General features: G+C 67.1%; 20 protein-coding genes and 1 pseudogene (1 of these 21 running past the window's edge). 11 read left to right on the forward strand and 10 right to left on the reverse strand.

Features of this window, described 5'->3' with window-relative positions; translation table 11 throughout:
• The first annotated feature begins 121 nt into the window (after positions 1-121).
• Both ribA and IE00_RS12820 read left to right on the forward strand, forming a co-directional pair.
• Complete coding sequence (gene ribA / locus IE00_RS12815) at positions 122-1,180, forward strand: GTP cyclohydrolase II (RefSeq protein WP_072297536.1); 1,059 nt, start codon at positions 122-124, stop codon at positions 1,178-1,180.
• Positions 1,177-1,698 (forward strand): L,D-transpeptidase, encoded by a 522-nt coding sequence (locus IE00_RS12820; protein ID WP_240493890.1) that lies wholly within the window; start codon positions 1,177-1,179, stop codon positions 1,696-1,698. The genes ribA and IE00_RS12820 overlap by 4 nt, the downstream gene beginning before the upstream one ends.
• Before the next feature lie 4 nt (positions 1,699-1,702).
• Here IE00_RS12820 and IE00_RS12825 read toward each other — a convergent pair whose 3' ends face one another.
• Both IE00_RS12825 and IE00_RS12830 read right to left on the reverse strand, forming a co-directional pair.
• Entirely contained in the window at positions 1,703-2,371 is a 669-nt protein-coding gene (locus tag IE00_RS12825) for a YggS family pyridoxal phosphate-dependent enzyme (protein ID WP_256374821.1), read from the reverse strand.
• A 57-nt stretch (positions 2,372-2,428) separates the two neighbouring features.
• Positions 2,429-3,442, reverse strand: a complete 1,014-nt coding sequence (locus tag IE00_RS12830; RefSeq protein ID WP_072297537.1) for a porin — start codon at positions 3,440-3,442, stop codon at positions 2,429-2,431.
• Positions 3,443-3,731: 289 nt separating this feature from the next.
• Here IE00_RS12830 and IE00_RS12835 point away from each other — a divergent pair, with 289 nt between their 5' ends.
• From IE00_RS12835 to IE00_RS12855, 5 genes are all read left to right on the forward strand, one after another.
• Positions 3,732-4,187 carry a DUF3576 domain-containing protein gene (locus IE00_RS12835; RefSeq protein WP_072297538.1) on the forward strand — a complete coding sequence of 152 codons (456 nt, stop codon included), beginning with the start codon at positions 3,732-3,734 and terminating at the stop codon, positions 4,185-4,187.
• Positions 4,188-4,301: 114 nt separating this feature from the next.
• Positions 4,302-6,842 carry a leucine--tRNA ligase gene (gene leuS / locus IE00_RS12840; RefSeq protein WP_072297540.1) on the forward strand — a complete coding sequence of 847 codons (2,541 nt, stop codon included), beginning with the start codon at positions 4,302-4,304 and terminating at the stop codon, positions 6,840-6,842.
• A complete protein-coding gene (gene lptE, locus IE00_RS12845) occupies positions 6,829-7,332 on the forward strand; it encodes an LPS assembly lipoprotein LptE (protein ID WP_072297542.1) in 504 nt (167 codons plus the stop codon). The genes leuS and lptE overlap by 14 nt, the downstream gene beginning before the upstream one ends.
• 7 nt (positions 7,333-7,339) lie before the next feature.
• Complete coding sequence (gene holA, locus IE00_RS12850) at positions 7,340-8,368, forward strand: DNA polymerase III subunit delta (protein WP_072297544.1); 1,029 nt, start codon at positions 7,340-7,342, stop codon at positions 8,366-8,368.
• Complete coding sequence (locus IE00_RS12855; protein ID WP_072297546.1) at positions 8,365-9,558, forward strand: TIGR03862 family flavoprotein; 1,194 nt, start codon at positions 8,365-8,367, stop codon at positions 9,556-9,558. The genes holA and IE00_RS12855 overlap by 4 nt, the downstream gene beginning before the upstream one ends.
• On the opposite strand, the gene IE00_RS12860 is transcribed toward IE00_RS12855, so the two are convergent.
• The 3 genes from IE00_RS12860 to IE00_RS12870 all read right to left on the reverse strand — a co-directional run bounded on the left by IE00_RS12860 (position 9,555) and on the right by IE00_RS12870 (position 11,264).
• Positions 9,555-10,142 (reverse strand): glutathione S-transferase family protein, encoded by a 588-nt coding sequence (locus IE00_RS12860; protein WP_072297548.1) that lies wholly within the window; start codon positions 10,140-10,142, stop codon positions 9,555-9,557. The two genes, IE00_RS12855 and IE00_RS12860, sit on opposite strands and share 4 nt — an antisense overlap.
• Positions 10,143-10,204: 62 nt before the next feature.
• Positions 10,205-10,786 (reverse strand): lytic transglycosylase, encoded by a 582-nt coding sequence (locus IE00_RS12865; RefSeq protein WP_072297550.1) that lies wholly within the window; start codon positions 10,784-10,786, stop codon positions 10,205-10,207.
• A gap of 97 nt (positions 10,787-10,883) precedes the next feature.
• Positions 10,884-11,264: a winged helix-turn-helix domain-containing protein gene (locus tag IE00_RS12870; RefSeq protein WP_072297552.1), complete on the reverse strand. Its 381-nt coding sequence runs from the start codon at positions 11,262-11,264 to the stop codon at positions 10,884-10,886.
• Positions 11,265-11,413: 149 nt separating this feature from the next.
• On the opposite strand from IE00_RS12870, the gene IE00_RS12875 reads away from it, so the two are divergent.
• Together IE00_RS12875 and IE00_RS12880 are read left to right on the forward strand one after the other, a co-directional pair.
• On the forward strand, positions 11,414-12,595 hold the full coding sequence (locus IE00_RS12875; RefSeq protein WP_072297554.1) for an acetyl-CoA C-acyltransferase family protein: 1,182 nt from the start codon (positions 11,414-11,416) through the stop codon (positions 12,593-12,595).
• A 126-nt stretch (positions 12,596-12,721) separates the two neighbouring features.
• Positions 12,722-14,467: pseudogene (locus IE00_RS12880) on the forward strand (L-lactate permease).
• Between the two features lie 309 nt (positions 14,468-14,776).
• Here the strand turns inward: IE00_RS12880 and IE00_RS12885 are convergent.
• The 5 genes from IE00_RS12885 to IE00_RS12905 form a co-directional block, all read right to left on the reverse strand.
• A complete protein-coding gene (locus IE00_RS12885; RefSeq protein WP_072297556.1) occupies positions 14,777-15,379 on the reverse strand; it encodes a queuosine precursor transporter in 603 nt (200 codons plus the stop codon).
• 91 nt (positions 15,380-15,470) lie between these two features.
• Complete coding sequence (locus IE00_RS12890; protein ID WP_072297558.1) at positions 15,471-16,388, reverse strand: esterase-like activity of phytase family protein; 918 nt, start codon at positions 16,386-16,388, stop codon at positions 15,471-15,473.
• Positions 16,361-17,245 (reverse strand): penicillin-insensitive murein endopeptidase, encoded by an 885-nt coding sequence (gene mepA / locus IE00_RS12895; RefSeq protein WP_072297561.1) that lies wholly within the window; start codon positions 17,243-17,245, stop codon positions 16,361-16,363. The genes IE00_RS12890 and mepA overlap by 28 nt, the downstream gene beginning before the upstream one ends.
• Positions 17,242-18,612, reverse strand: a complete 1,371-nt coding sequence (locus IE00_RS12900) for an MFS transporter (RefSeq protein WP_072297563.1) — start codon at positions 18,610-18,612, stop codon at positions 17,242-17,244. The genes mepA and IE00_RS12900 overlap by 4 nt, the downstream gene beginning before the upstream one ends.
• A gap of 61 nt (positions 18,613-18,673) precedes the next feature.
• The gene (locus IE00_RS12905; RefSeq protein WP_072297571.1) at positions 18,674-19,234 is read right to left on the reverse strand and encodes an acyl-CoA thioesterase; all 561 of its coding nucleotides are present in this window, start codon (positions 19,232-19,234) and stop codon (positions 18,674-18,676) included.
• A gap of 161 nt (positions 19,235-19,395) precedes the next feature.
• Between IE00_RS12905 and IE00_RS12910 the strand changes: the two genes are divergently transcribed.
• Both IE00_RS12910 and recQ read left to right on the forward strand, forming a co-directional pair.
• On the forward strand, positions 19,396-19,689 hold the full coding sequence (locus IE00_RS12910; protein WP_072297573.1) for a YggT family protein: 294 nt from the start codon (positions 19,396-19,398) through the stop codon (positions 19,687-19,689).
• A protein-coding gene (gene recQ, locus IE00_RS12915; protein ID WP_072297624.1) for a DNA helicase RecQ crosses the window boundary here: on the forward strand, positions 19,689-21,624 show its 5' portion. The gene runs 113 nt beyond the window's last position; the window shows 1,936 of its 2,049 coding nt (coding positions 1-1,936); the start codon lies at positions 19,689-19,691; its stop codon lies beyond the right edge, outside the window. Before IE00_RS12910 ends, recQ begins: the two co-directional genes overlap by 1 nt.

Raw genomic sequence — 21,624 nt, forward strand, 5'->3', positions numbered from 1 at the left:
GGCTTGTTGATACTTGAGTGGGGTGCGTGACCCCATCCGTCCAGCAACATGTCGGAATTCTCACATGGAGTTGTCGGAATCGCGCGTTATGTTTCACTATGTTTCAAGAATGCGTGGCCCGATGAGCCTGATCCCGACCCTTTCCGAAACCATCGCCCGTGCCCGCGCCGACCTGCGGATGGGGCTGCCCGTGGTGATGGGCGACCATATCGCGGCGGCGGTCGAGACTCTGTCGCCCGCCCGGCTGGCCGACCTGCGGGCGCTGGCGCGGCCGGTTCTGGCGCTGACCGACCGCCGCGCGCTGACGCTGAAGGCGCGGGCCTATGATCCGGGCGTCGCGCGGGTGATCGTGCCGCAAGGCGCTGATCTGGCGTGGCTGCAGGCGCTGGCGGACCCGTCAGGCGACCTGATGACGCCCATGAAGGGCCCGCTGGCGACGGAACGGGGGGGCGACGTGACCGCGCATCGGGCGGCGCTGGCGCTGGCGAAATCGGCGCAGCTGCTTCCCGCGATGCTGCTGGTGACCGCCCCCGCGCCCCCCGGGCTGACCCGGTTGCAGCCCGGCCCGGTGATTGCCCAGCTTGCGGCCGAAACCGCGATGGCGCCCGTCACCGCCGCCCGTCTGCCGCTGCAATCGGCCGAACGATCGCGCCTGCATGTCTTTCGCCCCGACGATGGCGGGGCCGAACATTACGCGGTGGAAATAGGCGATCCGCCCCGCGATGCCCCCGTCCTGGCGCGGCTGCATTCGGCCTGTTTCACCGGCGACGTGCTGGGCAGCCTGAAATGCGATTGCGGGCCGCAGCTGAGCGCGGCGCTGGATGCGATGGGGCAGGCGGGGGCGGGCGTTCTGCTTTATCTGAACCAGGAAGGTCGGGGCATCGGGCTGGCCAACAAGATGCGCGCCTATGACCTGCAGAACCAGGGCTTCGACACGGTCGAGGCGAACCACCGCCTTGGCTTCGAGGATGACGAGCGCGACTTTCGCATCGGCGCCGCGCTGCTGCGGGGCCTGGGTTTCAACGCGACACGGCTGATGACCAACAACCCGCGCAAGGTGGCGATGATGGAAAGCCACGGCATCGCGGTGCCCGAACGGGTGGCGCTGATCACGCCGCGCAACCGCCACAACACGGACTACCTGGACACCAAGGCCGAAAAATCGGGGCATCTGCTGTGACCCCCGGCGATATGGTCCTGACGCCCGCGGGCCTGCGCTTTCACGGGCGAACCACCCCCTGCGCCATCGGCAAGGCGGGCCTGACCGCCGCCAAGCGCGAAGGCGACGGCGCCACCCCCATCGGCGTTCACCGCATCACCGGTCTGTGGTACCGCCCCGACCGCCTGCAACGCCCCACCGCATGGGCGCGGCCCATCGGGCCCCCAGATCTGTGGTGCGACGCCAGCGGGCACGCGGATTACAACCACCATGTCCGCGCGCCCTTTGCCCACAGCCATGAACGGATGCGCCGTGCCGATCCGCTTTACGATTTGGTGCTGACCACCGACTGGAACTGGCCGGAGGCCAGGGGTGGGCGCGGATCGGCCATTTTCCTGCACCAATGGCGCCGCCCGCATTTCGGGACCGAGGGCTGCATCGCCTTCGCCCGCCGCGACCTGTGCTGGATCGCGGAACGTGCGGTCCCCGGCACGACGCTGATCGTCCCGCCGGTTTCTTCTTTGTTCAAATACCCCTGACGGGTCAGCCGTAATCGCGCGCGCCGAAGATGGCCGATCCCACGCGGATATGGGTCGCACCCTCGGCCACGGCGGTCTCGAAATCGGCGCTCATGCCCATCGACAGATGGGGCAGGCCGTGATCGGCGGCCAGCTTGCGCAGCAAGGCGAAATGCGGCTGCGGGTCCAGCCCTTCGGGGGGGATGCACATCAGGCCGGTGGGGCTCAGGTCCAGCTGCGCGCAGGATGACAGAAAGCCCGGCAGCTCATCCACAAGGATGCCCGCCTTTTGCGGTTCGTCCCCGGTATTGACCTGCACGAACAGCTGCGGATGGCGGCCCAGTTCCTGGATCTGTGCGGCCAGCTTGCGGGCCAGCGTCATGCGGTCCAGCGTGTGGATCGCGTCGAACAGCTGGACGGCCTGCTTGGCCTTGTTGGACTGCAACGGCCCGATCATGTGCAGGTCGATGCCGTCGAAATCCCGGCGCCAGTCGGGCCATTTGGCCTGCGCCTCCTGGACATAGTTTTCACCGAACACGCGGTGGCCCGCATCCAGCACGGCCCGGACGCGTTCGTTCGGCTGGACCTTGCTGACGGCGATCAGCGTGACGCTGCCTGGGGCGCGTCCTGCGGCGGCTTCGGCCGCGGCAAGGCGGCTGGTGATATCTGTCAAACCCATGAAGCCACTGAACATAAAGAAAAGAGCGGGCGCAAGGCCCGCTCTTTCCGCAACTGCGTGATCTGGATCAGATCAGAAGTTGAACTGGACGCCCATGTCGGCGGTGACGCGCTCGTCATAGCCGCGCTGGACCGAACCGGCCAGCATTGCGCCGCCCAGGTCGTAGGAAGCACCCAGACCGTAAGCATTGTCGGTCTCGTTGACTTCTGCGTCGTTGTTGGTGACGTAGGCGCTGACGGTGGTCAGCGGTGCGACTTCGTAGCTGCCGTACAGGGTGAAGGTCTTGCCCAGTTCCGAATCGTCGTTTTCGACTTCGCCGTTGTCGAAGTACAGCATGCCGATGTCGGTCTTGTCGTTGAAGGCGTATTCACCACCGACGAAGAACTGGTCGTTGTCGTCGATGCCGGCGCCGTTCTTCACGTAGGCAGCCGACAGGGTCAGCATGTCGTTCCAGACGTAGTCGGCCGAGATGCTGTATTCTTTTTCGTCGTCGCCACCCAGGTCGTCATAGACCTGATCGGGATCGACGACCGATGCACGCAGGTTCACGCCGGCGATGGCATACTTGACCATGACGCCCATGTAATCGGCGCGACGCTGGTTGGTAGCGTCGATGACGTTGGAGTAGGTCGGGTAGCCGTCGGTGTTGTAGGCGAAGAAATCGCCGCGCGAGTTGCCGAACGAGCGCGAGTAGACGCCGATTTCCGAGTTGTACATCAGAGCGGCCGAGTCGTAGGCGGTGTTCGAGTTACCGACTTCGACGGTCAGACCGTTCGAGGTCACGTAGACGTAGCCGGGTGCAACGGTGGTTTCGTCGTCGCCCTGGTCCCACTGGATGCGGATGCGGCCACCGAATTCGACGTCCTGGTCGGTCGAGGTCGTCGCGTCGATGTTCATGCGCAGGCGCGACTGAACGATCGCGTCGCTGGCGGTGTAGACGTTGCCATCAGCGTCGACGCGGTCGCCGCGAACGCCATCTTCCTGATACAGCACGCCGGTGCGGCCGTAGCCCGAGATGGTGACGTCTGCCGCAGCGATGCCGGCCGTCAGGACCAACGCGGTCGTCGCGAAAAGAACCTTTTTCATGGTCGTGTTCCCTCTTGTCTCTCTGTTGCCCAAACCGGCCTCCCGCCTTGGGTATGTCTAGTTGTTTCCCTCTTTCGAAATCGTGATGCAACGGAATCACCGGACCCCCCGGGGTTTCCCCAACCCTGTGATGCACAACCGCCACACCTTTCCGTGATCGCGGAACCCCGCGATTTGCGGGGCTTAGGCGTCGCCGGGGGTGGCGGCGGCGACCCGTGGCCAAGGCGCTTGTCGCGGGCGGTCGTTCCGCGTTAAAGCTGGCCCACGCGAAATACGCCCGGGGGACAGCATGAAGACCGCACGCGCCGCACGCCTGATGATCGTCACGACGCTTTGCGCGGGACTGGCCGCCTGTGGCGGGACGGCCGAACGCGCCTCGCCGCAGGAGCCCGAGCGCGTGACCCGCATCCAGGACCTGTTCCGCCAGTCCGAAAACCCCAGCGCGACGGTCGGCGTGAACAAATACCTGTGGAACGCCAGCCTTCAGGTGCTGAACTTCCTGCCGGTGCAGACGGTCGATCCTTTCACCGGCGTGATCCAGACGGGTTACGGCACGCCTCCCGGCGGTGGCCGGTCCTATCGCGCGACGATCCAGGTCAGCGACCCGGCGCTGGACGCGCGCAGCTTGCGCCTGTCGCTGCAGGGGCCGGGCGGGGCGGCGGTCGAACCCGGCACCGTGCGCGCGGTCGAGGACGCGATCCTGACCCGCGCCCGCCAGCTGCGCATCCAGGACGGCCGTCTTTAAGGGCAGGCGCCTTTTGGTCGCCCGCCTTTGGATCGGCGGGTCGGTCTGGACACTGGACCCGCCCATGTCTGGGGTATAAACCGCGTGGCAACGCAAATGCCCGAAGGTTGACCCATGCCCTATACCCCGTCCGAAAGCGAAGCCAACTGGCAGAAGGCCTGGGCCGAGGCCGGCACCTTTACCGCCATCCGCGACGAACGCCCCAAATATTACGTGCTGGAGATGTTCCCCTATCCTTCGGGGCGCATCCACATGGGCCATGTGCGCAACTATACGATGGGCGACGTGGTGGCGCGGTTCAAGCGCGCGCAGGGGTTTTCGGTGCTGCACCCGATGGGCTGGGACGCCTTCGGCATGCCCGCGGAAAACGCCGCGATGGAACAGGGCGGCCATCCCCGCGACTGGACCTATGCCAACATCGCCACCATGCGCGAACAGCTGAAGCCCCTGGGCCTGTCCATCGACTGGAGCCGCGAATTCGCGACCTGTGACGACGCCTATGTGGCCCAGCAGCAGGCGATGTTCCTGGACATGCTGGAGGCGGGCCTGATCACGCGCAAGTCGGCGCAGGTGAACTGGGACCCCGAGGACATGACCGTCCTGGCCAACGAACAGGTCATCGACGGCAAGGGCTGGCGGTCGGGTGCTGTCGTCGAGCGGCGCGAGCTGACGCAGTGGTTCTTCAAGATCAGCGATTATTCGGACGAATTGCTGGGGGCGCTGGACGGTTTGTCGGGCTGGCCGGAAAAGGTTCGCCTGATGCAGGCCAACTGGATCGGCAAGTCGCGCGGGCTGCAGTTCGAATTCGCGACCGTCGATGCGCCCGCGGGCTTTGACCGGATCGAGGTCTATACCACCCGTCCGGACACGTTGATGGGGGCCAGCTTTGTTGCGCTGTCGCCCGACCATCCGCTGGTCAAGGAACTGGCCGCAAACGACCCCAAGGTCGAGGCCTTCCGCGAGGAGTGCCGCCGCATCGGCACCACCGAGGAGGCGATCGAGACCGCGCCCAAGCTGGGCTTCGATACCGGCCTGACCGTCGCCCATCCGCTAGATGCCGATTGGCATCTGCCGATCTGGATCGCGAATTTCGTGCTGATGGATTACGGCACCGGTGCCATTTTTGGCAGCCCGGCGCATGACGAACGCGACCACGAATTCGCCACGAAATACGGGCTGCCGATCCGCGCGACCTTCGGCCAGCCGGGGATGACGCAGGAACAGGCCGACGATCTGGTCGCCAAGGCGCCCTTCGTGCCCACCAAGACGGAAGCCGTGACCTATGTCCGCGGTTTCGCGGGCGATGCCGACCAGACCGGAGAGGCCGCGGTGGACGCCGCCATCGCCCATGCGGAAGGCGCGGGTTACGGTCAGGGCGTCACCAAGTTCCGGCTGCGCGACTGGGGCATCTCGCGCCAGCGCTATTGGGGCTGTCCGATCCCGGTCGTCCATTGCGACAGCTGCGGCACCGTCCCCGAAGCGAAGGCGAACCTGCCCGTGCTGCTGCCGCAGGACGTGACCTTCGACGTGCCGGGCAACCCGCTGGACCGCCATCCGACTTGGCGTCAGGCCACCTGCCCCAAATGCGGCGGGGCCGCGCGGCGCGAGACCGACACGATGGACACATTCGTGGACAGCAGCTGGTATTACGCCCGTTTCACCAGCCCGCATGCCGCGACGCCGACCGACCGGGCCGATGCGGATTACTGGATGAATGTCGACCAGTATATCGGCGGCATCGAACATGCGATCCTGCACCTGCTCTATTCGCGCTTCTTCGCCCGCGCGATGGTCAAGACCGGCCACCTGCCCGACAAGGCGCGCGAGCCCTTCGACGCGCTGTTCACGCAAGGCATGGTCACGCATGAAATCTACATGACGCGCGACGACCGCGACCGGCCCGTCTATCACCTGCCCGAGGATGTGACGGACGGCAGGCTGGCCGATGGGCGGGCGGTGACGGTGATCCCTTCGGCCAAGATGTCGAAATCGAAGAAGAACGTCGTCGATCCTGTGAACATCGTCGAAAGCTTTGGCGCCGATACCGCGCGCTGGTTCATGCTGTCCGACAGCCCCCCCGAGCGTGATGTCGAATGGACCGCCGCCGGGGCCGAGGCCGCCTACAAGTTCCTGTCCCGCGTTTGGCGTCTGGCCGACGAGGCCCCTGCCGAGGGGGGCGAGGATCTGGAACTGACCCGCGCCGCCCATCGCGCCATCGCCGACGTGACCCGCGCGATCGAGGGCTTTGCCTTCAACAAGGCCGTCGCAAAGCTTTACGAACTGGCCAATGCCGTCGGCAAGTCGGGCGCGGGCGGCGAGGCCCGTCGCGCGGCGCTGCGCATCATCGCCCAACTGATGGCGCCGATGGTACCGCACCTGGCCGAAGAGGTCTGGTCGAAATCGGGCGGAGAGGGCATGGTGGTCGATGCCGGCTGGCCCAAGGCCGATCCCGCAATGCTGGAGGATGACAGCGTGACCCTGCCCATCCAGATCAACGGCAAGCGCCGCGCCGAGATCACGGTCCCCAAGGACATGCCCAAGGACCGGATCGAGGCGCTGGTCCTGGCCGATGAGACCGTGCAGCGCTTCCTGGAAGGCGCGGCCCCCAAGAAGCTGATCGTGGTGCCCGGACGGATCGTCAATGTCGTTGCCTGACCGCCTGTCCCGCCGCGCGGTCCTGCTGGGCCTGGGCGCGGCCCTGGCCTTGGCGGGCTGCGGGCTGACCCCGGTCTATGGGCCGGGCGGAGGCGGGGCGCGGCTGTTCGGCAAGGTGCGCCCGCGCGATCCGGACACGCCCCTGGACTTTGTCTTCAACCAGCGGCTGGCCGAACGGATCGGGCCGGATGACGCGGCGGTCTATGACCTGGATTACCGCATCAGCGCCACCGTCGCGGCCCAGGCCATCACCCCCGACGAGGTCACGACCCGCTATTCGCTGAACGGCACCGCCGATTTCACGCTGACCGGTCCGGGCGGGCAGGTCATCACCCAGGGGCGGGTCAGCAGCTTTACCTCCTATTCGACGACGGGGACGACGGTGTCGACCCTGGCGGCCGAGGGCGGGGCGCGGGAACGGCTGGCGCTGATGCTGGCCGACCAGGTTGTCACGCGCCTGCTGGCAGCGGCGTCGAAATTGCCGGAATGAGGGTGCCATGCTGCTGAAAGGCGGCGAGATATCGCGCTATCTGACGCGGCCCGATCCGTCGCGGCCGGGGCTGCTGATCTATGGCCAGGACCCGATGCGGGTCGCGATGAAACGGGCCGAGGCCGTGCAGGCGCTGGTCGGCGAAAAGGCCGACGAGGAAATGCGCCTGACCCGGATGCCGGGGGCGGGCCTGAAGAAGGACCCTGCCCAGCTGATCGACGCCGTGCGCGAGGTGGGCTTCTTTCCCGGACCCCGGGTGGTTCTGCTGGATGACACACCCGATTCCGCCGCCGATGCGATCCGCGCGGCCCTGACAGATTGGCGTCAGGGCGATGCGGTGATCGTCGTGGCGGCGGGGGGATTGTCGAAATCCTCGGCGCTGCGCAAGCTGTTCGAGACGCATGGACAGGCGGTGACCGCGCCGATCTATGACGATCCGCCCGGCCCCGAGGAGGTGACGCGCTGGCTGGCCGATGTCGGCCTGCACGAGGTGCCGCGCGATGCCATGAAGGAAATGATGCTGCTGGCCCGCGCGCTGGACCCCGGCGATCTGCGCCAAACGATCGAGAAGATCGGGCTGTACAAATACCAAGACCCCGCGCCGCTGACCCCGGACGAAATCGCCCTGCTGGCCCCCGCGACCATCGAGGCCGAGCTGGACGAGTTGATCCATGTCGTCGCCGAGCGTCGCGAGGGTGATTTCGGCCCGCTGATGCGGCGGATCGAGGGGCAGGGGATTTCGCCGGTGGCATTGTGCATCGCGGCCTTGCGCCACTTTCGCGCGCTGCACCTGGCGGCGGCGGACCCTGCGGGGCCGGGCGTGGCCTTGGCGCGGGCGCGGCCGCCGGTCTTTGGCCCGCGGCGCGAGCGGATGGCGCGGCAGGCGCAAAGCTGGGGAATGGGGCCGCTGGAGGAGGCGGTCTCGACCCTGCTGCAGGCCGACATGACGCTGCGCAGCGCGAGCCGCGCGCCGCAGATGCCCCTAGTTGAGCGCGCGCTGTTGCGTCTGGCGATGAAGCCACGGGGTCGGCGGTGACGGAACGGGTCGATGCGCTGGTCATCGGCGCAGGTCCCGCCGGATTGATGGCCGCCGAGATGCTGATGGGGCAGGGGCGGCGTGTCGTCGTGGCCGAGGCCATGCCGACGCCCGCGCGCAAGTTCCTGATGGCGGGAAAATCCGGCCTGAACCTGACGAAATCCGAGCCGGACGCGGCGTTCTGGAACAGGGTCACCGGGGCTCTGCCCCGGACCCCGGGGTATTTGGACAACGGAGAAGCCTTTGGTCCCGACCAGGTGATGGCCTGGGCCGAGGGGTTGGGCGTGCCGATGTTCACCGGGTCCTCGGGACGGGTGTTTCCGGTGGGGATGAAGGCCTCTCCGCTGCTGCGGGCCTGGATGGTCCGACTGCGGGCGGGCGGGGTCGAATTGCGGACGCGCTGGCGGTGGGTCGATCTGGAAGGCGGCTTTGGGTTTGCGACGCCGGACGGCCATGTGACGGTGAATGCCGATGCGACGGTTCTGGCGCTTGGCGGGGCCAGCTGGCCGAGGCTGGGCTCGGATGCCGCCTGGGTTCCGATGCTGGCGGGTGCAGGCGTGCCGATTGCGCCGTTCCGGCCCGCGAATATGGGGTTTCATGTCGCCTGGACCGATGCCATGGCGCGGATCATGGGGTCGGCGGTCAAGGGTGTGGCGATCCATGCGGGGGATGCGGTCAGCCGCGGCGAATGGGTCATCACCCGGCAGGGCATCGAAGGTGGCGGCGTCTATGAGGTGGCCTCGGCGCTGCGCGACGGGGCCGAGGGGCGGGTCGATCTGGCCCCCGACCTGGACGCGACAGCCCTTGCGGCGCGATTTGCCCGGCCGCGTGGCAAGCTGTCGCTGGGGAACTGGCTGCGCCGGATCCTGGGTGATCCGGTGAAGGTGGCGCTGTTGCTGGAATGGGGGCAACCCTTGCCGGCGGATGCGGCCGGATGGGCCGCGCGGGCCAAGGCGCTGCCGCTGCGCCACGATGGCCCGATGGGGCTGGACCGTGCCATCTCCAGCGCCGGCGGGATCATGCGGGAGGCGGTGGATGAGACCCTGCAGATGCGCGCACTGCCCGGAGTCTTCGTCGCCGGAGAGATGCTGGACTGGGAAGCGCCGACGGGCGGCTATCTGCTGACGGCCTGCCTGGACAGCGGGCGTCGCGCGGGCTTGGCCGCCGCGCGCGCCCTGACCGGGACCTAGAGCGCCGAGGCGCGTTGATGCGCGGGGCGTTCGCGCATGCGGTCCAGATAGACGGTCAGGTCATGTTCCACGATGGGGAAGCGCGCGCCCAGGGCCCAAGACAGGCAATGGGTCAGGATGATGTCGGGCACCGTCATCTTGTCGCCCATCAGGAAGGGGCCTTCGCCCATCCGGTTCACCAAGGTCTTCTGGCTGGCCTCGAATTCCCAACGCAGGGTGTTCTTGATGGCGCTGAGGCGCATTTCCTCGGGCAGGATGAAGCTGTGGCGGGCGGCCAGCCACAGGGCTGCGTCGAATTCGTCCAGCAGGAACTGGGTCAGGCTGTCCTGGCGCGCGCGATCCAGCGTGCCTGCGGGGTGGGTCAGCTGGCCGTGGCGGTCGGCCAAATAGGTCAGGATCGCGGTGGAATCGGTGATGGGCGTGCCGTCGTCGATCAGCACCGGCACCTTGCCAGCCGGGTTGAACTGGGCGACGCCGTCGCTGCGCGGATTGGCGGGAATGTGGGAATAGGGCTGGCCCAGTTCCTCGAGCATCCACAGCACGCGGAAGGCGCGGCTTTTCGCGGTACCGATGACATTGTACATTTCTGGCCCCCTGTTTTTTCAACAGAAGGCCTGCATGCGGCGGTCGCGTCAAGCGGGGAAGATCAGGCCTTTCGGCAGGCGATCAGCTGCTGGCGATACATCTCGGACCTTTGGCCGACCTGGGCGGCGACGCGCATCAGCCAGCCCTTGCTGCGGTGGCTGCCACGGGCAAAGCCGCTGCGGCCTTCGTGATAGGCCAGGTATTGCGATGTCGCGTCATGTTTCGACAGGCCCAGGGCGTTCTGGCTGCCATCCATGTACCAGCCCATGAAATCGGTGGCGTCGCGGATGTTGTCGCGCTTGGCGCGCCGGTTGCCGGTCTTGCGCTGGTATTCCTCCCAGGTGGCGTCAAGCGCCTGGGAATAGCCGAAGGCGCTGCTTTGCCGACCGATCGGAATGACGCCCAAGGCGTATTGATGCGGGGTGCGGGCATCGCCGATGAATTTCGATTCCTGGTACATCGTGGCCATCTGCACATGGACCGGAACACCCCAGCGGCGTTCGGTCTTTTTCATGGCGCGCAGATAGGCCGGACGCTCTGCCGCGATGGCGCAAGCGTTGTTCAACTGGCGCGGCGCGCTGTAGTTGCCGCCACCGCACGAGGCGACCAGCCCCACAATGGCCAGCTTCAAAAGCGTGTTCATCCTGCCCTCGTCCTGCTCTCTTGTTCGTTTTTTCATGATCATACGGAAAAAACCGTCGCGTTGAAATCACAAAGCCGGTGGATGGGCGGGACCCGGCCTAGCTGCTGCCCTCGGGGCGCAGCAGATCGTTCAGGGCGTTCAGGTCCGTGGCGCCCGCATCCAGCAGCAGGGTTTCCAGCGCGCGGTAATGCTGCAGCACCTTCTGGCCGGTTTCGGTCACCGTCGCGCCGCCGCCCTTGGGGCCGCCGCGGGCGCTGTCGATGACGGGCTGGGCGAAGGCGATGTTCATTTCCTCGACCAAGGTCCAAGCGCGCTTGTAGCTCATGCCCATCTCGCGCGCGGCGGCCGAGATCGAGCCGAGGCGCGCGATGCGCGACAGCAGTTCGGCCTTGCCCGGGCCCAGGATCAGCGGCGAATCGTATTCAAGCCGCAGCTTGATGCGCAGCCGGGGGCCGGTCTGGGTCATGCGTCGCCTCATGTTCGTTATTCCGTGGCAGCATAGCGCCTTGCGCGCGAGGCTGCAATTTGCCGGGCGTGAAAAGGCGGGTTCCGCGACGGAATATCCGGCGGCGCTTGTCGGGACGCGCGTCACGCCTATTCTTCCCGCACACCAAGAGGAGGCCCGCCATGTCCGCATCTGATATCGTCATCCTGTCCGGCGCCCGCACCGCCATCGGCACCTTCGGAGGCAGCCTTGCCGCCATCCCGCCGATCCAGCTGGCTGCCACCGTGACCCGCGCCGCGCTGGAACGCGCGGGCGTCGCCCCCGACCAGATCGGGCAGGTGGTCTTTGGCCACGTGATCAACACCGAACCGCGTGACATGTATCTGTCCCGCGTCGCCATGCTGGAGGCGGGCATCCCCCATACCACCCCCGCGATGAACGTGAACCGCCTTTGCGGATCGGGCGCGCAGGCCATCGTGTCCGCCGCGCAGGCGCTGATGCTGGGCGACGCCGATTTCGCCATCGCCGGCGGCGCCGAGAGCATGAGCCGGTCGCCCTATGTCATCCCCTCGGCCCGGTTCGGGGCCAAGATGGGCGATCAGACGATGCTGGACATGATGACCGGCGCGCTGACCTGCCCGATGGGCACCGGCCATATGGGCGTCACGGCGGAAAATGTCGCCGCCGAACATGACATCACCCGCGAACAGCAGGACGAATTCGCGATGGAATCGCAGCGCCGCGCGGCGGCGGCCATCGCAGCGGGCCATTTCAAGGACCAGATCGTCCCGATCGAGGTCAAGACCCGCAAGGGCATGGTCGCCTTCGACACCGACGAACATCCCAAGGAGACCAGCCCCGAAAAGCTGGCGGGCCTGAAGGCCGTGTTCCAGAAGGGCGGCAGCGTGACCGCGGGCAATGCCAGCGGCATCAACGATGGTGCGGCAGCGCTGGTGCTGGCGCGGGCGGATGCGGCAGAGCGCGCGGGTCTGACGCCGCGCGCGCGGATCCTGGGCTATGCCGTGGCGGGCGTGCGCCCCGAGGTGATGGGCATCGGCCCGATCCCCGCGGTCGAGGCGCTGATGGCGCGGACCGGGCTGAAGGCGGCGGATTTCGACGTGATCGAATCGAACGAAGCCTTCGCGGCCCAGGCCCTGGCCGTGAACAAGGGCCTGGGTTTGGACCCGGCCCGCGTGAACCCCAATGGCGGCGCCATCGCACTGGGTCACCCGGTCGGTGCGACCGGCGCCATCCTGATGGTCAAGGCCCTGGCCGAGCTGGAGCGGACCGGCAAGCGCACCGGCCTGATCACCATGTGCATCGGCGGCGGTCAGGGCATCGCCATCGCCATCCGGCGGGACTGACCTCAGACCTAAGCACGAGACGGAATTGACACGTCCTGCAACCGGCCCGTTTTTCGGGCCGGTTTTTTCTTGCTTTGGTTGAAGGGGGCGCCTCGACTGAACCGGACAGATCGAGGAGGAGACGAGGTGTCACAGGGCATATACTTTGTCGCGGCGGCGTTGCCCGTCGCGATTGTTTTCGTGTTGCTGGTCGTCATGCGGCGGTCGGCCAAGCTGGCCATGCTGGCGGCCTATCTGGTCACCGTCGCCTTGGCGCTGGTGCTGTGGGGGGCGCCGGTCGCGCGCATCGCGGGGGCCACGGTCAACGGGTTGGTGACGGCGGTGACGCTGCTTTACATCGTGTTCGGGGCGATCCTGCTTTTGTACACGGTGCAGGAATCGGGGGCGATCCGCACCATCAGGCGTGGTTTCACCGACATTTCGCCCGACCGACGCATCCAGGCGATCATCATCGCCTGGATGTTCGGCTCGATGATCGAGGGGGCCTCGGGCTTCGGGACGCCCGCCGCGGTGGCGGCACCGCTGCTGCTGGCGATCGGCTTTCCGGCCATGGCCGCGGTCATGGTCACCCTGATCATCCAGTCGACGCCGGTATCCTTCGGCGCGGTGGGCACGCCCATGCTGGTGGGCATCAACACCGGCCTGTCGAACAGCGCGGCGGTGGATACGGCCATCGCGCCGCTGACGGTGGCGGAATACGTGCCGGTCGTGGCCGCGCAGGTGGCGCTGGTCCATGCACTGATCGGCGTGCTGATCCCGCTGCTGATGGTGGGGATGCTGACGCGGTTCTTCGGGGCCAGCCGCAGCTTTGCCGAAGGCTTCCGCGCATGGAAATTCGCGATCTTTGCGGGGCTGGCCTTCACGCTGCCCTATCTGCTGGTGGCGCGCGTTCTGGGGCCGGAATTCCCGTCGCTGCTGGGCGGGTTGATCGGGCTGCTGATCGTGGTGCCGGCGGCGCGGGCAGGCTGGTTCATGCCCTCCGACAGCTTCCAGTTCCCGCCCCGCGACCAGTGGGAAGAGGGCTGGCAGGGCAGCGTCCACCCCGAGGAGGCCGATCTGGGCCCCGAAGGGCGGCCGATATCCCTGCTGACGGCCTGGATGCCCTATGTCATCGTCGCGGTGCTGCTGGTCCTGACCCGCACCATCGCGCCGCTGAAGGCATGGCTGACGGGACCGTCCACGACCATCGCCTTTCGCGACCTGTTCGGATCGGGGATCAACGCTTCGGCGCAGTTCCTCTATGCGCCGGGCAGCGTGATGATCGTCGCCTCGCTGATCTCGGTCGCGCTGTTCCGGATGCGGGGGCGCGATTACGGGCAGGCCTGGGCCATTTCCGGCAAGACGATGCTGGCGGCCGCCCCGGCGCTGCTGCTGGCGGTGCCGATGGTGCAGGTCTTCATCAATTCGGGGTCCGAGGGGACGGCATCCATGCCCATCACCCTGGCCGAAGGGATGGCGGCGGCGACCGGGGCGACATAGCCGATCTTTGCCCCGGTCGTCGGCGCATTGGGCGCCTTCATTGCCGGGTCGAACACGGTGTCGAACATGATGTTCTCGCTGTTCCAGTTCTCGACCGCGCAGGGCATCGGGCTGGACCTGGCGGGCATCACGGTCGTCGTGGTCCTGCAGGCGGTCGGCGGTGCAGCGGGCAACATGATCTGCGTGCATAACGTCGTGGCCGCATCCGCCACCGTGGGTCTGACCGACCGCGAGGGCGACCTGATCCGCAAGACGCTGATCACCATGGCCTATTACGTGGTGCAGGCGGGGCTGATCGGCATGGCGCTGATCGGGGGCGGCCTGTGGTGGGCGGCAGCCGTGGCCTGGGCCGCGATCGTCGTGGGGGCCATGCGCGCGAGCCACGGCAGATAGAACGGAAAAGGGCGGTCCGATCGGACCGCCCTTTTTTCTGTGCAGCCATCCGGGACAAGGCCCGGTTGGCCGAACTGGAAACGGACCGCCCAGATACGGCGGCCCGCGAGTTCCACGGAGATGGTCCGGTTAGGGATGGAAACCCGTCCGGTCCCAATCAGGGTTTACGACCTTCAGGATTGCCCTCAGGCCACGGCCCCCCAGACTGTTCCGACACCGCTCTCCAATATCACTCTAGACACTGGACCACCTCCTTTCAAAAGTTTGCCGTTGTAAGGCCGAGGTTGCCACATATCCAGATTCTGTCAATCAGCTTTCGCGTGCATCGCCCAACAAATTGCGGACGATCAGCCGGAAGGGCACAAGGGCCAGTATCGCCAGACAGAGTTTGACCAGCCAGTCGGCAACTGCCAGCGAAACCCACAGCGCGGTGACCGGTCCTTGACCAAGCAGCGGAACGGCTTCCGACGACCAGCCGGTGTTGATGTCATGGGGCAGGACGGCCGCGAAGGCGATGCCGAAGAACAGCGCCGTGTCCAGCGCCGACCCGACCAGCGTCGAGGCCAGGGGCGCCCGCCACCAGCGCCCGCCGCGCAGCGCGTCGAAGACGGCGATGTCGACCAGCTGCGCCGTCAGGAAGGCCGCCCCCGAGGCGATGGCGATGCGCAGGGTGGTCGCGTCCATCTGGGCCGCGATCAGCGAACAGACGACGCCGACGACGAAACCGGCCACCACGACCCGGCGCGCGGCCCGAGGACCGTCGACGCGGTTCATCACGTCGGTGACCAGGAAGGCCAGCGGATAGGTGAAGGCCCCCCAGGTCAGCCAGTCGGCGACGGTGAACTGGACCAGGATGTTCGAGGCCACGACGATGGCGGCCATGGCAAGGATGCCGGGCAGAAAGCGGGTCATCAGGATTGTTTCCGTTTTACAAGGTTGCGGAAGAACTCGGCCCGGATCGGGCATGGGCAGCGGGTGGCATAGGCGCGCCCGCACCCCCTTGTCAATTTTCCCGTGGCGGCGCGTTTTCGGGGCGCAGGCGGTATTCGACGATCTCGGTCCGCTGGACGAACAGGAAATTGTCGTCCGAGATCATCGTCAGCCGCGTGCCGGTCCCGTCATCCCAGACCGACAGCCCTTCCAGGTTGTCATATTGCAGCGGCTTGGTTTCCAGCAGGATCTCGTCGTCCTGCGCCTGGCCGGGGGTCAGGTGCATGCGCCGGATGCGCGACGAAAAGCCCAGGATGCCGTGGAAGTTGCGCTCCAGCAGATAGAACCAGCCATCGGGTCCGAAATCGGCGCCGACGGGCCGCCAGCGCGGATCGCGGCGGATGGTCGTGTGCTTCGACCAGGCGTCATCGGCAAAGGACAGCACCGTGAAGGGCGTCTCGGGATCGGCGGATCGTTCGGGAATGGCGAAGACGGTGCCGTCCTGGCGGATGGCCAGCGCCTCGAGGCCTGCGTTCTGGCCCATGCCGGGCAGTTCCGGCGGGCGGGGCAGGGTGACGGCGGGGCGGTCGGGATCGTCATAGCGCGCGATGCGGTCCAGCCCCTCGAAGCTGATCCAGATGTCGTTCCGGGTGCCGACCGCCAGCCCCTCGCTGTCGCCGATATAACCCGGCGGCAAGGGTTCGCCCTTGCTGTCCTGCAGATGCGCGCGTCCCGCCACGACCATGTCGCGGACGATGCCGCGCGGATCGCGCTGGACGCGCCCCCAATAGAGGTGCGACCGGTCGGTCAGGGCGTGGAATTCGCGGCCGTCCGGGCTGATCTCGACCCCGGAAAAACCGCCGAAGCTGTCTTCCTCGCGGGACCAGACATAGGTGCCCACGTAATCAAGAACCGCGCCTGCATGGGCAGGCGCGGCGAACAGCAGCGACGACAGGATGGCGCCTAGCGCGCGGTGCCGATGATCTGGCATTGGCGCGGCATTTCAGCCAATTGATAGGTGCGGGGGTGGCGATAGTTCGGGTTTCCGGGGCCGGCCTTGGGGCGCGACGCGGGGTTGGCGCGATAGGCCAGTTCCTGCGCCGCCGCGCCGCAGCCATTGTCGTTGCCCGACAGCGCCGCGACGGGCGTGGCCTGGTTCGAGCAGCCGCGATTGCCCGCGGGGCAGTTCAGGCGGACATGGAAGTGATAGTCGTGATTCGGCGTCGGGCGCAGCTTTTGCAGCCAGGACCCGCGATTGCCGTTGGCCTTGCACATCGCGTCCTTGATGGCCGCGTCCAGGAAGATGCGATCGACGCGCGGGTCCATTGCCGCCGACTGGATCAGCGCCGCGTGGGACGGCGTCCAATAGCCCGACATGCCCAGCCCGTTCGACGCCACGACCGAAACCGAGGAGATATTCTCGCGCTGCTGGCGGCTCAGCGACAGGCTTTGCGGTTTCAGCATCCAGATATCGGCATCAAGCCCCATCTGGTGGCTGGCATGGCCGGTCAGCATCGGGCCGCCGCGCGGCTGGCTCATGTCGCCGATATAGAGACCGTTCCAGCCCATCTTGGTGGCGGCCTGCGACAGGCCCTGCAGGAAGTTGACCAGGTCGGGATGACCCCAGTTGCGGTTGCGTGACAGGCGCATGGACTGCCAGGTGGGGCCGCTTTCCGGCATCTGGACGCCGCCGTTGAAGCAGCCCTTGCTGTAGGTGCCGAAGGCGGCGGGGGTGCCGCCGGTCGGTCCGGGGGCGTAGCCGAACACGTCCTTGGCCAGCGATTGCGCGGTGGCGGGCATCGCCAGTCCGATCAGGATGGCGGCGGTCGTCAGGGTCTTGCGGATCACGGGTATGACTCTCCTTCCGGGTTGACCCACCGTAACAGAACCAGCGCGACAAGAAAGATCACGATCAGCGGAAGGAACCCGATGCGCTGGCTGCCGCTGAGATCGGTGGTCACCGCGATCAGGAAGGGGGCCAGAAAGGCCGTGGCCTTGCCCGACAGCGCGTAAAGGCCAAAGCCCTCGGTCGCGCGTTCGGGGGTCGTGTGGCGGACCATCATCGTGCGGCTGGCCGCCTGCAGGGCGCCGCCCGCCCCGCCGATCACCGCGCCGCAGACAAAGAACACCAGGTCCGGCAGGCGCAGGCCCGCCACCACCGGTTGCGCCGGCACCGCGATGCCGAAGATGGCGTCGCGGTCCATGCCGACCAGGATCGTGCAGACCGCCGTCAGTGCCAGGATGCACAGGACGATGACCCGGCGCGGCCCGAACCGGCGGTCGGCCCGCCCGCCCAGCCAGCTGATCGCCGCCGCCGAGATCGCGCTGACCACCCCGAAGATCCCCGCCAGAAAGACCGGCCAGCCCAGCACCGTGCCCGCATAGACCCCGCCGAACCCATAGAGCGCGTTCAGCGCGTCGCGCGACAGCATCGACGAGATCAGCCAGTTCCGCAGGCTGTCGCGATGCCCTAGGCTGCGCACCAGCGCCCAGAGGTCGCGCAGCGCGGCCCGCACGCGGATGGGCCGCGCCGCGCCGCGCGGATCGCGCACCCACAGGAAGAAGGGCAGCATGAAGATGATGTACCAGATGGCGGTGAAGGGCCCGACAAAGCGGGTCCCTTCGCGCAGCGCGGGGTCCAGCCCGAACAGCGGCGGGATGCCCGCCAGCGTCCGCCCGCCCGGCGTTTCGGCAAACAGCGCCAGCATCACCGCCAGCGACACGACGCCCCCCAGATAGCCGAAGGCGAAGCCCGACCCGGACAGGCGGCCGATCTCGGATCGGGGGGCCAGGGATGGCAGCATGGCATTGGTGAAGATGGTCGCGAATTCGACCCCGATCAGCCCGATGCCGAACAGCACCACCGCCTGGATCAGTGCGGGCTGCGTGGGCATCAGGAACCACAGCCCCGCCGATCCGACGACATAGAGCGCCGAAAACAGCCAGACCCAGGGCATCCGGCGGCCCGAACTGTCGGCGATGGCGCCCAGCACCGGGGCCAGCAGGGCGATGACGACGCCTGCCGCCGACAGCCCGTATCCCCACAGTGCCTGCGCATTGGCCCCCGCAAGGCCCGCGCTGTCGCCCAGGCTGACGAAATGGCGGCGCGCGACCTCGGCGAAATAGATCGAGAAGATGAAGGTCAGCAGCAGGGTGTGGAAGGGCTGGCTGGCCCAGTCAAAGAACCACCACCCCCAGATGCGCTTGCGGTTCATTCATGCCCCCTGTGCCCCGATCCGGTTGTTCCGGTTTGCGACATATAAGGCCCCTTGCCGATTACAGTGGCAAGGAAAGTTTGGCGTCCTCGGGGATGGCGGGGGGCCAGGGGCGTTCGGCATCCGCCGCGATCCAGGCGGTGATCCAGTCGGGCAGGGCCGGGCTGTCCATGTCATGGCCAAGGGCGCGCACGACATCGGCCGGGGGGACGATGCCTTGGGCCGAGGTGATGGCGCTGCGGATCAGCACCTGGTTGCAGCATTCGCCGCCCCTCCACATGGACTGTTCCATATAGACGAAGCGGTGATCCCAGCCCACCATCCGCGACAGCATGGTGAAACGGTCGAAGGCCCGGATGCGTTTGCGATAGCGCGTCGAGTTTCCGGCCACCGTGATCCCCCAGCTGTTGGCGCGCAGGACCGGGATCATCCCCGTGCGTCGCGCCAGCGGGATGCGCCCCAGGTCGAACAGCGTCAGGGTGCGGCCGTTGTTCAGCTCGATCCAGGGGTCCAGGTCCCAGGGCCAGCAGATATGGGTGGAGACATGCGTGCCGGTCGGCGGCAGCGGCGGCGCGTTGCGGAATTTCAGCAGCTCTTTGGCGAAACGGATCAACGGATACATGCGGGGCCTTTCATTTGTCCCTTGGGTGGCCCCGGATCGCGATGTCGTCAACAGGGACGCGGCGGCATGGGGTCGCAGCCGCTTGCGTCCCGCGGGCCGGACACGCATACAGGGGCCGAATTGCCAACATGACAAGCCAACACCACGGGAAGGACGCGACGATGGGAACGCTGTACGAGGCGCTGCAACTGATCCTGCAGGTTCTGTGGTTCATCATGATCGTCCACATCATCATGTCCTGGCTGATCAACTTCCAGGTCCTGAACCTGCGCCAGCCGCTGGTCGCCCAGATCTGGGACGGTCTGAACCGGCTGTTGGAGCCGATCTATTCCCCCATCCGCCGCCGCCTGCCCGACATGGGCGGGCTGGACCTGGCGCCGCTGATCGTCTTCATCGCGATCATCATCGCGCAGCGGGCCCTGGCCAACAATGCAGGCTTCTTCTACGGCGCATGATGACACGGGATCTGGCATCGAACGATCTGCTGCGTCAGGTCTGGGGCTTCGACGGCTTCAGGCCCGGTCAGCAGGACATCGTCGAGGCCGTGGCCCAGGGCAGCGACGTCCTGGCCATCATGCCCACGGGCGGCGGCAAGTCGCTGTGCTTCCAGCTGCCGGCGCTGATGCGGGACGGGGTGACGGTCGTCATCTCGCCGCTGATCGCGTTGATGCGCGATCAGGTCCGGGCCCTGCGCGCGGCGGGCGTCAATGCGGGCGCCCTGACCAGCGGCAACACGGACGAGGAAACCGATGCCGTCTTCCAGGCCTTGCAGGCCGGAGAGATGAAGCTGTTGTACATGGCGCCGGAAAGGCTGGCTTCGGGCGGGACGGTGAACCTGTTGCGCCGCGCGAATGTCACCGCCATCGCGGTCGATGAGGCGCATTGCGTCAGCCAGTGGGGTCATGATTTCCGCCCTGATTACCTGCGCATCGGGGATCTGAAGCGGGCGCTGGACGTGCCGCTGGCCGCCTTCACCGCCACCGCCGATGCGGAAACGCGGGCCGAGATCGTCACCCGCCTGTTCGACGGCCGCGAACCGGTGACCTTCCTGCGCGGCTTCGACCGCCCCAATATCCGGCTGGCCTTCCAGCCCAAGAACAGCCCGCGCAAGCAGGTGACATCCTATGTGGAGGGTCGCCGCGGCCAGTCGGGCATCATCTATTGCGGATCGCGCGCCCGTACCGAGACGCTGGCCCAGGCCCTGCGCGACGAAGGCCATCCCGCCATCGCCTATCATGCCGGCATGGAGGCCGAGGCCCGCCGCGAGGCGGAAGGCCGCTTCCAGCGCGAGGACGGGCTGATCGTCGTGGCGACGGTGGCCTTCGGCATGGGCATCGACAAGCCCGACATCCGTTGGGTGGTCCATGCCGACCTGCCCAAAAGCATCGAAAGCTATTACCAGGAGATCGGCCGCGCGGGGCGCGATGGCGATCCTGCCGATACGCTGACCCTCTATGGGCCCGACGACATCCGCCTGCGCCGCACCCAGGTCGACGAAGGCCTGGCCGATCCGGCCCGCAAGACCGCCGATCACGCCCGCCTGAACGCCTTGCTGGGCCTGGCCGAGGCGACGGGATGCCGCCGCCGTCGCCTGCTGGCCTATTTCGGCGAGGAGATGGCGCAGGATTGCGGCAATTGCGACCTGTGCCAGACCCCGCCCAAGCTGTTCGACGGCACGATGGCCGTCAGGAAGGCGCTGTCGGCCATCGTGCGGACCGGCGAATGGTTTGGCAGCGGCCATCTGATCGACGTGCTGACCGGCAACCAGACCGAGAAGGTCAAGGAACGCGGGCATGACCAGTTGCCCACCTTTGGCGTCGGCCGCGATTTCGGCAAGGGTCAGTGGCAGGCGATCTTCCGGCAGATGATGGGGCTGGACCTGTGCCGCCCCGACCCCGAACGCCACGGCGCGCTGCACCTGACCGAGGCCGCCCATCCCATCCTGCGCGGCGACGAGACCGTCACCCTGCGTCAGGACACGACCCAGGGGACCAAGGGCGCCAATGTGTTGCGCACCCAGGTGTCCGAGGAGGACGAGCCGCTTCTGTCCGCCCTGAAGGCCAAGCGCCGCGCCCTGGCCGAGGCCGCGCGCGTGCCGGCCTATGTCATCTTCCCCGACCGCACCCTGATCGAGATGGCCGAGCGTCGCCCCCGCAACATCGACGACATGGCGGGGATCAGCGGCGTCGGTGCCAAGAAGCTGGAAAGCTATGGCCAGCAGTTCCTTTCGGTGATCGCGGGCGACCAGCCGCAGATGCACCCCGCGCGCCGTGCCTTGGCCGGACGCCCCGAAGGACAGCTGTTCGATCGGCTGCAGGAAGAACAGCTGCGCCTGCAGCGTGGCGAGGACGGCATCGACAAGCCCCTGTCCTGCACGACCCAGCAGATCC

The organism is Paracoccus sp. SM22M-07, assembly GCF_001887735.1.
Classification (GTDB): domain Bacteria; phylum Pseudomonadota; class Alphaproteobacteria; order Rhodobacterales; family Rhodobacteraceae; genus Paracoccus.